General features: G+C 59.3%; 9 protein-coding genes and 1 pseudogene. 7 read left to right on the top strand and 3 right to left on the bottom strand.

The window, feature by feature from the left end:
- Positions 1-131: 131 nt before the first annotated feature.
- From ACOYXE_RS28565 to cmoB, 7 genes and pseudogenes are all read left to right on the top strand, one after another.
- Positions 132-5864 (top strand): membrane-targeted effector domain-containing toxin, encoded by a 5733-nt coding sequence (locus tag ACOYXE_RS28565; protein ID WP_460927151.1) that lies wholly within the window; start codon positions 132-134, stop codon positions 5862-5864.
- Between the two features lie 415 nt (positions 5865-6279).
- On the top strand, positions 6280-6735 hold the full coding sequence (locus ACOYXE_RS28560) for a hypothetical protein (RefSeq protein WP_460927149.1): 456 nt from the start codon (positions 6280-6282) through the stop codon (positions 6733-6735).
- Between the two features lie 756 nt (positions 6736-7491).
- Positions 7492-9910, top strand: a pseudogene (gene lon, locus ACOYXE_RS28555) (endopeptidase La).
- A 271-nt stretch (positions 9911-10181) separates the two neighbouring features.
- Positions 10182-10574 (top strand): protease inhibitor I42 family protein, encoded by a 393-nt coding sequence (locus tag ACOYXE_RS28550; RefSeq protein ID WP_007916811.1) that lies wholly within the window; start codon positions 10182-10184, stop codon positions 10572-10574.
- A 2-nt stretch (positions 10575-10576) separates the two neighbouring features.
- Complete coding sequence (locus ACOYXE_RS28545; RefSeq protein ID WP_174244478.1) at positions 10577-11221, top strand: lysoplasmalogenase; 645 nt, start codon at positions 10577-10579, stop codon at positions 11219-11221.
- A gap of 161 nt (positions 11222-11382) precedes the next feature.
- Entirely contained in the window at positions 11383-12126 is a 744-nt protein-coding gene (gene cmoA, locus ACOYXE_RS28540) for a carboxy-S-adenosyl-L-methionine synthase CmoA (protein WP_007916813.1), read from the top strand.
- Positions 12123-13079, top strand: coding sequence for a tRNA 5-methoxyuridine(34)/uridine 5-oxyacetic acid(34) synthase CmoB (gene cmoB, locus ACOYXE_RS28535; protein WP_160059295.1), 957 nt, complete (start codon positions 12123-12125; stop codon positions 13077-13079). Before cmoA ends, cmoB begins: the two co-directional genes overlap by 4 nt.
- 177 nt (positions 13080-13256) lie before the next feature.
- On the opposite strand, the gene tadA is transcribed toward cmoB, so the two are convergent.
- The 3 genes from tadA to ACOYXE_RS28520 form a co-directional block, all read right to left on the bottom strand.
- The gene (gene tadA / locus ACOYXE_RS28530) at positions 13257-13757 is read right to left on the bottom strand and encodes a tRNA adenosine(34) deaminase TadA (protein WP_460927146.1); all 501 of its coding nucleotides are present in this window, start codon (positions 13755-13757) and stop codon (positions 13257-13259) included.
- Positions 13757-15133 (bottom strand): multicopper oxidase family protein, encoded by a 1377-nt coding sequence (locus ACOYXE_RS28525; RefSeq protein WP_405122942.1) that lies wholly within the window; start codon positions 15131-15133, stop codon positions 13757-13759. Before ACOYXE_RS28525 ends, tadA begins: the two co-directional genes overlap by 1 nt.
- A 117-nt stretch (positions 15134-15250) precedes the next feature.
- Positions 15251-15541: a PTS transporter subunit EIIB gene (locus ACOYXE_RS28520; protein ID WP_460927143.1), complete on the bottom strand. Its 291-nt coding sequence runs from the start codon at positions 15539-15541 to the stop codon at positions 15251-15253.
- Between the last annotated feature and the right edge of the window lies 1 nt (position 15542).

The raw sequence follows: 15542 nt of genomic DNA, 5'->3' as shown, positions 1-15542 counted from the left end.
TTTCGCGAGCAGGTCTGGGGGGTGACGAAATCGAACACATCGAAAAATCACTCCCCCCATACATAGATACCACCCGTCCCCCACTGCCGCTCGCCATGCTGCCCGCTCACCCTCAGCATGAAAAAGCGCCCATGAACCCCGCCACAGCTCCCACGTCCGAAGAGATCAAAAACGATCTCAACGCGATCGGCCATCACCTGTTTGATACACCAACCCCATTGCTTCCCGAGCAGCCACCGACCACCGAACAGGCCTTTCTGAAACGCCTCGACCAGCAATTGAACACCTACCGCACAAGCTACCTGCAACGCAGCCGCGCGCTGTATCAGGCGTTGGATAACAGCGATCTGCAAAGCGATGCAGGCAAACAGCTGATCGCCACGCTGAAAGTCAGACTGGCCACCCAACTGATCAACATGGATCAGAGCGACCGGATCGACGACAAGCCAGCTAAAACCTTTCTTAAACATGACGCCGGCTTCACCGCCATCGGCCACGAAGCCAGGCAGGCTGTCACCGACCGCCTGTTGCACCCGCAAGCCGGTGAACTGCTGCAAAAGCTCGATTTGGCCCCGATGCTGCGTCCGGCCATGTACGCGCTGCAGTTCAACTATCAAGACACCACCGTTGAGCTGGCCGGCGCCTTTGTTGTCACGGAAAAGAACACTCGCCGAGTCAAGGACTTGCAGACCGACCAGAGCATGGGGTTCGCCCTGCTGTTCACCCCCGCAAGAGGCATCGAGTTCTTCAACTCCCTGGCTGATCTCGACAGTCACCTGCGTACATCGCTGAACCGGGCCAGCGGTCGCGAGGCGTTCATGTCCATGCTGCCGACACGCTTTCACGCCGTGGGCGCAGCAGGGATCTGGCCGCTGCTGCTCGCGCCGATCGACAGCACACCCTTGTTCGAACACACCTACGACGCGCTGATCGAAAAACGCACGCAGGATATCGAGCGCGCCTTGAGCTTCGCCGATAACCCGCAGCAAGACCCCAAGCCATTGCTTACAGCGCTGGAGCGCGCAATTGCTGCCGCCCTGCCGGATATCACTCCGCGTCTGGCATTACGCGCGCAAACCTTGTTCGAACGCCACCTGCGCTATAGCGCGCCGGACTGGTTTCGAAGCGCCAGCACCGCGCAAAAAGACGCGCTGGCGCAGCATCTAGGCAATTACCAGCAGGCGCGGCAACACCTGCTCGACCTGATGGAGCCGGTCTTCAGCCTGACGGCACTGGCCCGCCAGCAATGGCTGGAACGCTTGAGCGAAGACCTGGAAATCGACGATCTAGAGCCGGAAAAGTTAAACCTTTCGACCGAACGTCGAGTGCCGGGCTACGGCGTTTATGAACATCAATCCAGTCTGCTCGAGCTGTCCTTGCGCGGCCCGCACACCGGCGATGAATTACCGGGCTCGGCGTTTTTGAAGCACACCACCCTCACCTACGATGACGCGCCTTTGCCGCCAACCTACGCAGACGTGACGCCGGCATGGCTGATCAAGCAAGCCCTGGAGCTACAGCCTCGAATTGACTTCAATCACTTGCAAAAAGCGCTACAGGCCAAGCCCGCGATCAAACCCGCCATCGAGCAGATGCTCGATCGCCGCATCGTCGCCCTCGCTCACACGGCGGTGCTGCAAGGGCACCTGCTCGACAGTGATCTGCAACTGATTCAGCGTCTGCGCGACGGCAGCGATCCGCGCCTGCGCGCCGCCACCCTGTCGCTGCACGGCGCCCAGTTGCAGGACTTGTGGGTACTGCGCCAGAACGATGACGGCGGTGCGCTCAAACGGCTGTTGCTGTGCACGCCACAGGCGCCGCGAGCGCAACAATTCCAGGCCTTCGACAGTGAGCGCGAATGCCAGACCCACCTGCTCGGCTGGGCCAGGCACAGTGATGTCGCCGAGAGCATGGCCGGCTACCTGATCAGCCGCGCGCCCATGCGCTTTCGCGCGAAGCTGCGCCACGTGTTGGCTGGGCTGAGCTTCAAGCCTGAGGCGCTGGAGCATCAAAAGGTCACGTTCGATTACACCGACAGTCATGCCGATTGCCTGCGTACGATGGCTGAACTTTTGCTGGCCAAACGGATAGACGACTACGATTTCTGTACACCGCTGTGGTATCGCGCCACCACTGCCGCCAACCGCAGGAAGCTGACGACCCTGAGCGAAGACGCCGAAGGCGCCTTGCGTGCGTTCAACAGCCACGCCTTGTCGGGCAGTCGCTTTCCGGTCTTTGATGACTATGTGCACGAACAAGCAAAAATCAGCTTGAACCGCTTGCTCAGGCGCACCACCAACGACGTCGATCCGGATACCGTGTGGGCTTACTCGCCGACCTCCCTCGTGCGCTCGTGGACGCCAAAACCTTTGACCTACACAGCGCTTTATCGCGACGGCTACGCCGACGGCATCGGTTTTCTCGATGAGAAATTTTCCCGCTCGGCGCGCTTCAGAGGCCCGCAGGGTATCGATATCAGCAACCTGAGTGCACAGAATGTCGCGCGCTCGGTTACCGGTGTGTGGATCGGCCAGCGCTACATCACCAAGGTCAAGGCTGAACTGCAAAGTTCGACGAGCGAAGGTTACGACTTCAGACGCAACGCGACCCTGGCCATTACCCAGCGCCAGATGAAAAGCGCCGCGCTGGAATGCCAGCTGCAAGGCCATATCGCCAGCCATGATCTGCAATGGCTGGAGCAAAGTATCGACAGTATGGCTGAGACGTCCGGGTCGATGCGCACGAAATATCCGCTCCAGCGGTTGATGATCGACGGCGAATGGGTGCTCGATGCGTGGCTGTTCAGCCATGGCGACAACCCGGCCCTGCTTTACACCCCCGAGGCGCCCGACGGCGTCGCTTTTCGCGAAGCGCGGTTGTTCAATTACCTGCTTCAACAGCAGTCCGGCATGCTCGAATATTTGACCTTGCGCGTCGGCGTCAGCGCTCGGACCCGGGTTCGCACGCACCTTGAAAACATCAGGAAAGGGCTGCCCAAAGACCTCAATAAAACCACACCCAGCCCTGCACGTTACGACTCGACCCGCGCAGTCGCGGCGGTCAGTGATCTGCGCACGGCCCTTTACGACATGAAACTGCAACGGCGCATCGACGACGTTAACGCCACCACCACCAACCGGGCCGAGATGATTGCCAGTCTGGTCTGGACCAGTGTCGAATGGATCAGCGCCATTGCCACTGCGCCATTCCCGCTGCTGAGCTTGAGCACCGGTCTGCTCCTGGCGTTCAAGGACGCCATGCTCGCCCTGCACGCGTACCGCCAGGGTGACCACGGCGAAGCTTTCCAGCATTTGCTCGGTTATTTGTTCAACAGTGCCGGCGCGGTGCTGACCGACCTGCGTCCGGCGCTGCGTTCGCTCAAGCCCGTGCGTCGACCTTTGCGTCAGAGCACAGCCAGCGCCAGTGCCAACAGCGAACAACAGAATGTCATGACCGTGATCGACCAAGTGACACCGGAACCTGCCTGGGACGACATGCGCGTGGTGGTTTTCAGAAATCAGCTGTTCTTTACCGGAAACAGTCCGGACGCACTCGGTCGCTATCTGCTCTATCGGAGCAAGCCGAATTCCCCCGACCTCGTTTCTACCGGCATCCTGACCGTGCGCAACGCCGACGGGATGATGGTACGCAGCGGCATGGCCGGCGGCGCGCCCAAGTACCAAGCCGTGCCGGAGACACCCGGCCCCTACAAGGTATATGGCGTGGAGCGCAAATACCGGCAACGCATCGAAACGGTGATGAATCCGCAAACCCGCGAGGACATCCTCATGCGCGGGCAGGACGATATAGCCAACAGTCCCTACCTGATAATTGCCGGCGTAGTCGATGAACTCGCCTCGACACGCACCGCCTACCTGAAGCAGGTCGAAAAGCTCAGCACAGACGCCACCGCGCATTTCGCCGAACTTGCCCCGCTACCAGCCCGCGCCGAAGTCCCGACAGTCAGCGACGACCTGTCATTTGCCCGGCTGATCGCCAGCGACGCCGTCAAAGGGAAAAATCTGGTGATCGGCGCCCTGCCCGCTTCGATCGCTAGCAAAAAACTGCTGATCGATCATCTGGACGACCTCGTCAAAAACGGCTTCAAGCGACTTTACGTGGAATATCTGGCAGGAGATGTCTTCAATATCAAGCTGGAAAAAATGAACAAGGGCGGAACCTGGAGACACATCAAAACCCATCTTGAAGCCGTCGACCGTGCGCTGGGCCATGAGAAAAACGCGCCATTCTCTTATCTGGCACTGGTGCGTACAGCGCGCGAAAAGGGTCTGAAAATCCATGCGCTGGATGCTTCGACCAGCTACCAACTGGAAGGAGCGATGGTACTCAACGACGTCTCGCCATTAACCCCACGCAGTAACCGCATCAGGAATTTCTATTCACACAAGACGCTGGCTGCCGATAGCGCCGATGCGCCCGAGGAACGCTGGGTGGTCCTCACCGAACAATCACGCATGAGCACTTTCGACAAGACTCCCGGCCTGGCCGACCTGCACGCGGCCGTTGCCGTGCGCGTGGAAGATGTCGCACTCGATCAACCGGCACGCATCGCCCTCGATTCACCCGGTGCCATCGCCGGGGATACGGCGGCCAGGGGCGATTATCGGGTGCAATGGCCGACGGCGTACAAGGCGCCTCAGCCCGCCTCCCGGCCCGCACCGATTGCCCCTGCTGTCGAGCATTTCAGCGAATACGATATCGCGCCCTCCATGCGCGATGATATTGCGCAAATGCTGCATCAACCCTACGCCATGGATTCACGCTATAGCCCGACCGTAGCGAGTGAAAAACAGGCGTTCGAGGCGTTCATCGCCAACCGCGGGCGCCTGGAGAAAAAGGCCAGTGATGCTTTTGCTCACTACACGCCCCCCGAAGCGGCCACGCTCCCGACGCTCACCTCCGACACAACGTTCGAGGAGTTTTTGCGGCTGATGGCCGACGGACGCTTGAACCTGCTGATCGGCGAGGCCCATTCCCACATAGCGAGCAAAGCGCTGCTGAAAAAGCACATGAAAGCGCTTAAGCAAGCCGGCTATGACACGCTATACGTGGAACATCTGTTCACCGATTTGCACCAGGCCGATCTGGATATTTTCTATCGGACACAGCGCATGCCGGACCGACTGAAGGCTTATCTAAGCGTCCAGGACCGTGGCCACATGCCCACCTACGACGGTAACGATACGTACACAGAGGTCTGTCAGGCGGCGGCCAAATACAACATCCGTATCAGGGCACTCGATTGCACCGCGTCTTACCACCTCAAGGGTGTGTACGACGAAGATATCTCGCGAAACGAGATGTTCAGCTATTTTGCCACCCAAGTGATCGAAGCCGACCAACTGGCACACGGACCGCATAAATGGGTAGCCCTTATCGGCAACGCCCACACCAACTACAACCTGGGTGTGCCGGGTCTGGCGGATACCCTCTCGGCGGTCAGTCTCCAGGTACGCGACACTGCTCCGGAACTGGCCAGAGATATCCACCGCGGGGCGTGGGAAGTGGTGGACAGCAAACGCGGCACCAATAGCCGGGCCTTGCGCAGCGATTTCCTGATGGAAGTGGCCGTCGCCGGAACGAAGCAGCCGGACCCGACGCCGTCTGTCAGCCGCACCCAATTAACCCATTCCGGGATGTTCATGATCGAACGTACGGGCACGGACGGGCCCCGACTGGTGCATAAATCCAAGACCGGCGACATCGTTGTGACACCGATCCAGGTCAATGACCACGGCTTGTTTTTCATTGATCGCTGGGGGAAGAAAGATGAGGGTTTCAAATACCTGCAGAGCTTGATCGATATGCTGGTCGATGATGTGAAATTGACCGAGGTGAAATAAACATCAGCCGTCACCTGCGCATTGCCAACAACCACCGGGCTTCACGGCCCGGTGGTTGTTTATGGACGGATGCCAAAGTTTTACGCCATACCGAATAGTGCGGCCCATTGGGCTCGAACGTATAGCGGAAAAAAAGCCAACACTCACTCCACCCGAAATCGACGACACCACACCCTACGATCCTGTCGATCCAGTAAATCATCATGCTGGCTGAACTGGTGGCGAACCGCGTGCTGGATAACCACAAAATCTCTTAATCCCATCTCACAGCTCAACATAAAGCCATTTATATAGCCGATCTTGAGATGAGACATCGCGAACAAGTATAAAAAAACTGTCAGTTATGTCAGTTCACCGTTTATGACTTCTCCCCTCAGACTTCCTTTTTCCAAAAATCATTGAAAGGAAGCATCCCATGAAAACGCCAAAGGAGTACAAAGCAGTCTTCGCATTCGGTTCTCTTGAGATTGATGTGAAAGGCGTCATTGACGGTATTTATTTGGACCTGATCAGTTACAAGACATCATCCACTTCTATCTCTTTCAGCCCGCTCACTGGTTACATTTTTTATTTCCGCCACAACGACGAATTATCGAGCAGACGAGCCCTGTCTATCGGGCTAAGCGACCCGCTGAATCCAACCGGCCCTGGCTACTCTGAACATGTCGTTTCAGAACGTAGTGGTCTCCAGATTTATGAGTTTGCAATGAAGCCCACTTCAACTATCGCCTTCGCCAAACCCAGTCAAAATCTATACCGATATGAGTTCAAAGATTTCAAAACTTCCGGCAAGGCACGCCATAACGATGACAGGCGTGAACTCACCATTAATGGTTTCGCAGTGGTCCAGGAACTGCCGTGGCCTTTGTAACGACCTTTGGGGGGATATGCAGCGACGTGCAAAAGACGCGTCGAATTCACATTCTGAAAAGCCCCTCACCCTAGCCCTCTCCCGGAGGGAGAGGGGACTGACCGAGTTGTTTGGGAGAGTTACGCCGACGTGCGATACCGCGTGGAACTCAGGCTTTGAAAAGCAAAAAATCGGCCCCCTCTCTCTCGGGAGAGGGCTGGGCGGGCGGAGTTCCGATGAGGGGCAAGAGCACCGCAAAAACAAAAGCCGTGCGCGCCGCGCTCCTCACCACTCAATAGGCCGAGTGTCAGCTCGCCTGCTTTTGATCTTGATCTTGATCCACGGGCGACGTCGGAAGGCTGAGTGGAGGGATTGATCCGGGCGTGGGAGCGCAGCGACCGTTTGGCGAAGCCAAACACAGCGAGAGGAGGTGCAGCGAAGCAAACCGTAGGCGCTGCGCCCGGATCGATCCCGGAGCGAAGGAACCCCGAGCCCCAGCGAGCGGGCCGCACGTAGGAGCAAGCGTTTTTTTGCTTACTTTTTTGAGGCGTTTGTCAAAAAAGTGAGTCGCCGTCAGGGCGAAACCCTAAGCCGCCATTACCGAAAAAACGGATATACACACCCAACACACCCCCAACATGGTCGGCCCAGAGGCCGCCAAGTCCAAAGCGTGAACCCTGTCAAAACCCTGAACACACAAGCAGAAACATCCCCCCCCATTGAAACCACCCAAACCCTGCCCCATCTAAGACCCATATCCCATTGCGCAGGTGCCCCATGAGCGACCAGCAAGAATTTCCGGAAAACCCCGACGACTACAGCCAAGCCGAAAACATCGAACACACCTCCTCCGGCAAAGGCCTCGCCCTGCCCGGCCAGAACCTGCCGGACAAGGTCTACATCATTCCGATCCACAACCGCCCATTCTTCCCGGCCCAAGTCCTGCCGGTCATCGTCAACGAAGAACCCTGGGCCGAAACCCTCGAACTGGTCAGCAAATCCGAACACCACTCCCTGGCCCTGTTCTTCATGGACACGCCCCAGGAAGACCCGCGCCACTTCGACACCGGCGCCCTCCCCGAATACGGCACCCTGGTCAAAGTCCACCACGCCAGCCGCGAGAACGGCAAACTGCAATTCGTTGCTCAAGGCCTCGAGCCGCGTACGCATCAAAACCTGGCTCAAACACCATCGCCCACCGTATCTGGTCGAAGTCGAATACCCGCACCAGCCCACCGAGCCGACCGACGAGGTCAAGGCCTACGGCATGGCGCTGATCAACGCGATCAAGGAACTGCTGCCGCTCAACCCGCTGTACAGCGAAGAGCTGAAGAACTACCTCAACCGCTTCAGCCCCAACGATCCGTCGCCACTGACCGACTTCGCCGCCGCCCTGACCTCCGCCACCGGCCCCGAGCTGCAAGGCGTGCTCGACTGCGTGCCGATGCTCAAGCGCATGGAAAAAGTCTTGCCGATGCTGCGCAAGGAAGTCGAAGTCGCGCGTCTGCAAAAAGAGATCTCGGCGGAAGTTAACCGCAAGATCGGCGAGCATCAGCGCGAATTCTTCCTCAAAGAACAACTCAAGGTCATTCAGCAGGAACTCGGCCTGACCAAGGACGACCGCAGTGCCGACCTTGAACAGTTCGAACAACGCCTGGAGGGCAAAGTCCTGCCGGCGCAGGTGCAGAAGCGCCTCGAAGAGGAAATGAACAAACTGTCGATCCTCGAGACCGGTTCGCCCGAGTACGCGGTCACCCGTAATTACCTCGACTGGGCGACGTCAGTGCCGTGGGGCGTCTACGGCGAGGACAAACTCGACCTCAAACACGCGCGCAAAATCCTCGACAAACACCACGCTGGCCTCGACGACATCAAGGATCGCATCCTTGAGTTCCTCGCCGTGGGTGCTTATAAAGGCGAGATCAGCGGTTCCATCGTGCTGCTGGTCGGCCCGCCGGGCGTGGGTAAAACCAGTGTCGGCAAATCCATCGCCGAATCCCTCGGCCGGCCGTTCTACCGCTTCAGCCTTGGCGGCACGCGCGACGAAGCCGAGATCAAGGGCCATCGCCGCACCTACATCGGCGCACAGCCGGGCAAACTCGTCCAGGCATTGAAAGATGTCGAAGTGATGAACCCGGTGATCATGCTCGACGAGATCGACAAGATGGGCCAGAGCTACCAGGGCGACCCGGCCTCGGCGCTGCTGGAAACCCTCGACCCGGAACAGAACGTCGAATTCCTCGATCACTACCTCGACCTGCGCATGGACCTGTCGAAAGTCCTGTTCGTCTGCACCGCCAACACCCTCGACTCGATTCCGGGCCCGTTGCTCGACCGCATGGAAGTGATTCGCCTGTCGGGCTACATCACCGAAGAAAAAGTCGCCATCGCCAAGCGTCACCTGTGGCCAAAACTGCTGGAAAAGGCCGGCGTGTCCAAGGGCAGCCTGAGCATCAGCGACAGCGCGCTCAAAGCCTTGATCGACGGTTATGCCCGCGAAGCCGGCGTGCGTCAGCTGGAAAAGCAAATGGGCAAACTGGTGCGCAAAGCGGTGATGAAGCTGATCGACGAGCCGAAAGCGGTGATCAAACTCGGGCCGAAAGATCTCGAAGCGTCACTGGGTCATCCGGTGTTCCGCAACGAACAAGTGCTGTCTGGTACTGGCGTGATTACCGGTCTGGCCTGGACCAGCATGGGCGGCGCGACTTTGCCGATCGAAGCGACGCGGATCCACACGCTCAATCGCGGTTTCAAACTCACCGGGCAACTCGGTGACGTGATGAAGGAATCGGCGGAGATCGCCTACAGCTACGTCAGCTCGCACCTGAAACAATTCGGCGGCGACGCGAAGTTCTTCGACGAAGCCTTCGTCCACCTGCACGTACCGGAAGGCGCGACACCCAAGGACGGTCCGAGCGCCGGCGTGACCATGGCCAGCGCCCTGCTCTCGCTCGCGCGTAATCAGCCACCGAAAAAAGGCGTGGCGATGACCGGCGAACTGACCCTGACCGGGCATGTGCTGCCGATTGGCGGGGTGCGCGAGAAGGTGATTGCGGCAAGACGGCAGAAGATTTTTGAGCTGATTTTGCCGGAGCCGAACCGGGGTAACTTTGAGGAATTGCCGGATTATCTGAAGGAAGGGATTACCGTGCACTTCGCGAAGAAGTTTGCGGATGTGGCGAAGATCCTGTTCTGACAGACAGCCCCTCATCGGAACGCCGCCCGCCCAGCCCTCTCCCTGAGGGAGAGGGAGCCGACCGAGTTGTCTTGCGCTATACATCGACCTGAAACACCGAGTCGATTATGGATTCAATGATCTATTTCAGGTCAGTGGACTTCTGGAATATCCCCTGCTCAGTCCCCTCTCCCCCTGGGAGAGGGCTAGGGTGAGGGCTTGGTGTTGTCACACTTTGTCTCATCTTCAGTTATGCTCGCCGTTCGTCGCCAACGCCGGAGCCGCTGACCTTATGTCCCCCACTCGCCTGTTTCTCCCCCTCGCCCTCTCGTTGCTTGCCGCTTGCGCCACGCAACCGAAACACAACGTGACCGTGGAAAAACAAAGCGAATGCCCGGTGCGGCTGACCAACGGGCAAAACCTCATCATCATGCTGCCAAGCAACCCGACCACCGGTTATCGCTGGGCCATTCAGGACTCCGCTGGCGGCGTGCTGCGTGCACTCAGCCCCGAGGTCTACAGCAATCCGGAAGATGCCGGTGTGGTCGGTGCTGCGGGTTTGTCGACCTGGCGTTTCCAGGCATTCGCCCCCGGCACCGGACGTCTGCGTCTGACCTCGCAACAGCCATGGGCACCGGAAGTGTTGCCGGTGGAAACCTTTGACTGCGCCATTTCGGTGAACTGATCGTGGGCTGGCTGATTCTGGCGCTGATGGGCGCGGTGACGTTTCTCTACGGCGTCAGCACCCATGCGGCGCTGCTGTGCTTGCTGGTGAAGCCGCTGCCGGTGCTGGCGCTGCTCGGCTGGCTACATGATGCGCCGCCCAGCGACTATCGGCGCTGGATCAGTCTTGGTCTGATTTTCTCGTTGCTGGGTGATGTGTTGCTCGCTTGGCCGGGGGATTTGTTTGTATTCGGACTTGGCGCGTTTCTGGTCGCGCATCTGGCGTATCTGAAGGCATATCTGAGTGACTGCAAGCGTCTGGCAATTCTGCCGCTGGTGCTTGCACTCGGTGTCGGCGCGGTGTTGCTGGGGATGCTCATTTCCAGCGGGCTTGGGCCGTTGCTGGCGCCGGTGATTGTCTACGGCACTGCGATCAGCGCAATGCTCTGGCGCGCCCTCGCTCGCCTCGGCACCGATGTGCCGAAACGTTCGGCGCTACTGGCGGCGGGTGGTGCGCTGGCGTTTGTGTTCTCAGACAGCGTGATTGGTATCGACCGTTTCGTCGCCCCTTTCCACGCCGCACCTTACGTCATCATCCTCAGCTACTGGCTTGGCCAATGGGGCATCGCCGCCTCGGCGTTCTCTCAAAGTAAACGCGCCAGCCTTTAAAAGATCGCAGCCTGCGGCAGCTCCTACAGAAAACCGCATTCCCCTGTAGGAGCTGCCGCAGGCTGCGATCTTTTGATTTGCCGCTTTATCAGACAACCCAAGCATCCCGACGCCACTTTGGCTAAAATGCCGGCCTTTCCACCGACACCGCCGGAACCGCCGTGAGCAAAGAACCCGATCGCATTTTCGCCAAGCCTTTGGCCCAGGTACCTGACTTCGCCTTCAACGAAGACGTCGTGCGGGTGTTCCCGGACATGATCAAGCGCTCGGTGCCGGGTTACCCGACCATCGTCGAAAACCTCGGCGTGCTCGCCGCGCAGTTCGCCCAGCCGAACAGCGTGCTCTACGACCTCGGCTCATCGCTGGGCGCGGTCACTCAAGCCCTGCGCCGCCACGTGCGTACCGACGGTTGCCGGGTGATCGCTGTGGATAACTCTGCAGCGATGGTCGAGCGCTGTCGCGAATACCTCAACGGTCAGGATTCGATGTTCCAAGAGTTGCTGCCGGTGGAAGTCATCGAAGGCGACATCCTCGCCCTCGACTTTCAACCTGCTTCGGTGGTGGCGCTGAACTTCACCCTGCAATTCATCGCCCCCGATCAGCGCACCGCGTTGCTCTCGCGCATTCGCCAATCGTTGCTGCCCGGCGGCGCGCTGATTCTGTCGGAGAAGCTGCGCTTCAACGATGCCGAAGAACACGCATTGCTGACTGATCTGCACGTCGCCTTCAAACGCGCCAACGGCTACAGCGAACTGGAAATCGCCCAGAAGCGCAGCGCCATCGAAAACGTCATGAAGCCCGACAGCCTCGAAGAACACCGCGAACGCCTGCTGGCCGCCGGGTTCTCGAAAGTCGTGCCGTGGTTCCAGTGTCTTAACTTTGCCTCGTTGATTGCCTTGCCATGATTGATCTGTCCCCCCTCGCCCGCCGTCTGGCCGGCACACCGCTGGCCGAATGGGCTAACACCCTGCAAGCGCAACTCGACAAGAAAATGGAGAAAGGTCACGGCGATCTGGAGCGCTGGCAAAGTGCGCTGGATGCCTTGCCGAAGATTCAGCCGAGCGAAATCGATCTGCTCAACGGTCTGAAACTCGACACCGATTGCGACGACGAAACCCGCGCGCAGATGCACACCGCGTTGATGGGCCTGTCGCCGTGGCGCAAAGGGCCGTTCGACTTGTTTGGTGTGCACGTCGACACCGAATGGCGTTCGGACTGGAAGTGGTCGCGTGTCTCTCCGCACCTCGACTTGAAGGGTAAACGCATCCTCGATGTCGGTTGCGGCAACGGGTATTACATGTGGCGCATGCTCGGTGCCGGCGCGAACAGTGTGATCGGTGTTGACCCGAACTGGCTGTTCTTCTGCCAGTTCCAGGCGGTGCAGCGTTATCTGTCAGAACCGAATGCCTGGCACCTGCCCTTTCCGTTCGAAGACCTGCCGCCGAATCTGGAAGGTTTCGACACGGTGTTTTCCATGGGTGTGTTCTATCACCGCCGCTCACCGATCGAACATTTGCTGGCGCTGAAGGATTGCCTGGTCAAGGGCGGCGAACTGGTTCTGGAAACGCTGGTGGTGGAAGGCGACAAACATCAGGTACTGGTGCCGGAAGACCGTTATGCGCAAATGCGTAACGTGTGGTTCCTGCCGTCGGTGCCGGCGCTGGAGTTGTGGTTGCGTCGTGCCGGGTTCACTGATGTGAAGTGTGTGGATGTGAGCACGACAACGGTCGAAGAACAGCGTGGTACCGAGTGGATGAAGTATCAGTCGCTGAGTGATTTCCTTGATCCGGAAGATCACAGCAAAACGATTGAAGGATTGCCGGCACCGATGCGCGCGGTGATTGTCGCGAAGAAGTAATCCGACCAATCACCGAGGTGAGCCCCCCCCTCACCCCAGCCCTCTCCCCAAGGAGAGGGGGCCGATCTTTGGGCTTTTCTAAACTTGAGTTCGACTCGGTATCTCAGGTCGGCGGACCTCGCCCATCCAATTCGGTCAGTCCCCTCTCCCTACGGGCGGTCCGACGTTTCGGGAGGGTTAGGGTGAGGGGCTTTTTGCTCTTCGGGCGCGAAAGAATTCGGTCAACACCGCGCCACATTCCTCCGCCAACACCCCGCCTTCATACAACACCCGGTGATTCAAAAATCCCTGGGTGAAAAACTGTCCCTGACTCTGCACAATCCCCGCCTTCGGCTCTAGCGCGCCATACACCACCCGCACCACCCGCGAATGCACGATCAAACCGGCGCACATGCTGCACGGTTCCAGCGTCACATACAGCGTGCTGCCCGGCAGCCGATAGTTATCCACTGCCTGCGCGGCCGCACGAATGGCGACCATTTCCGCATGGGCACTCGGGTCGCTGGTGCTGATTGGGCAGTTGAAACCGCGCCCGATGATCTCGCCGTCCTGCACCAGCACCGCGCCCACCGGCACTTCACCCAGCGCGGCGCCTTGTGCGGCGAGGGTCAGGGCTTCACGCATGAAGTCACGGTCTCGGCTGCGGTCGATGATCGCGGCAGGGCGAATCTGGCGCATCACTTCACCTCGATGGCGGCCATCAGGCCGGTTTCCATGTGGTCGATCACGTGGCAGTGGAACATCCACACCCCCGGATTATCGGCCACCAGCGCCACTTGCGCGCGCTCGTTCTTGCCCAGCAGATAGGTGTCGGTGAAATACGGAATGATCTTGTGCCGGTTCGACGCGATCACCTTGAAACTCATGCCGTGCAGGTGGATCGGGTGCTGATATTGGGTCATGTTCTTCAATTCGAAGATATAACTCTGCCCCAGTTTCAGGCTGGCGATCGGCCGGTCGGCGCAAGTCTTGTCGGTGATGTCCCAGGCCTTGCCGTTGATCTGCCACAGGCTCGGCGGCCGGCCATTGTCGACGTTGACCGACACCGAGCCGACCCATTCGAAATTGAAGTTGAGTTTCTCGGCGTTGGCCAGGTCCGGCTCAGCCACCGGGTTGGCCGGTAGCGCTTTCGGCCAGTCGGTCGGCGCCTCGTTATTGGCCACCGAACGCAGGGTGCCGAGACGTACCGGGCCATTGCGCAGCGACAACTCTTCGCCGGCCGCCGGAGCCTTGATCGCCAGACAGATACGCATGCCCGGGCCGAGCCAGTATTCCTTGCCCAACGGGCGCGGCGCGACCGGATTGCCGTCCAGCGCATAGATCTGCGCTTCAACACCGGGAATGTTGATGCGGTAAGTCAGGGTGTTGTCGAGGTTGAGCAAGCGCACCCGGGTGATCTGCCCGGCCGGCAGTTCGATCACCGGGTTCGGCACGCCGTTGATGGTCGACAACCGCCCCGCCGTACCGCCACGAGCCGCTTCACGGGGAATACTGAACTCGACGAAATTGCCTTCCTCATCGATGTGCCAGTTTTTCAGGCTCAAGGTTTTTTCGTACTTGAAACCGGTGGGCTCGCGCTCTTCGATGATCAGCGGCCCGACCAACCCGCGCCCGAGTTCTTCGCTGCTGCTGACGTGCGGGTGATACCAATAGCTGCCGGCATCCGGCACGCGGAATTTGTAATCGAAGTATTCACCCGGCAGCACCGGCAGTTGCGAGACGTACGGCACGCCGTCCATTTCCAGCGGCAGACGAATGCCGTGCCAGTGAATGGTCGTCGCCACCGGCAGATGGTTGATGAAGCGCACCCGCAGCCATTCACCCTGACGCACTCGCAACTCGGTGCCCGGCGCCGACGGGCCGAATGCCCAGGCTTCGGTCTTGTGCCCCGGCACCAGCTCGACGTCGAGCGGTGCGGCGATCAGTTCATAATCGTGGCCCGCCTCGGCGTCGGCCATTTTGCCGAGCCAATAACGCGACGCGCCCCCCGCACCGACACCAACGACAATAAGACCGGCCAGGCCACCGAGGATTTGGCGACGGGTAAAGGACATGAACTCAACTACCTCACGTATCAGCGACAGGCCCTGAAGGCCTGCAAAAGGCGAATACGATACACCTGCGGTTGAGAAACAGTAAGGGCGACCTGAGGCCGCACATCACCTGCCGACTTAAGATCGCAGCCCGGTAATCAGGTGCACCACACCGCCCTCCAAGGGCATCACGCCCGCGACACCGGCGGCGCTCAATGCGTGTTGGTCGATATGCGACACATCACGCAACACCACCCGCACCCGCGTCAACGCCAGCGGCTGCTGCGACTTCAGGTTATCCACACCCCCCAGCGCCGCGACGATATCGGCGCTCAACCCATCGCTTGGCTCGGCCGCTGCTGTCGGTGTGTCCGCGACCAGATCCGGGGTCAGGGCTTTCCAGAATGCCTTCTGCAATTGATCGAACATG

The organism is Pseudomonas sp. MC6 (assembly GCF_054790575.1).
This window is presented reverse-complemented; position numbering and strand designations above follow the sequence as displayed.

Coding starts and splice junctions, on each gene's coding strand:
- ACOYXE_RS28565 (WP_460927151.1), top strand. CDS start 132: ATGAACCCCGCCACAGCTCCCACGTCCGAAGAGATCAAAAACGATCTC.
- ACOYXE_RS28520 (WP_460927143.1), bottom strand. CDS start 15,541: ATGTTCGATCAATTGCAGAAGGCATTCTGGAAAGCCCTGACCCCGGAT.
- tadA (WP_460927146.1), bottom strand. CDS start 13,757: ATGCGCCAGATTCGCCCTGCCGCGATCATCGACCGCAGCCGAGACCGT.
- ACOYXE_RS28550 (WP_007916811.1), top strand. CDS start 10,182: ATGTCCCCCACTCGCCTGTTTCTCCCCCTCGCCCTCTCGTTGCTTGCC.
- cmoB (WP_160059295.1), top strand. CDS start 12,123: ATGATTGATCTGTCCCCCCTCGCCCGCCGTCTGGCCGGCACACCGCTG.
- ACOYXE_RS28560 (WP_460927149.1), top strand. CDS start 6,280: ATGAAAACGCCAAAGGAGTACAAAGCAGTCTTCGCATTCGGTTCTCTT.
- ACOYXE_RS28525 (WP_405122942.1), bottom strand. CDS start 15,133: ATGTCCTTTACCCGTCGCCAAATCCTCGGTGGCCTGGCCGGTCTTATT.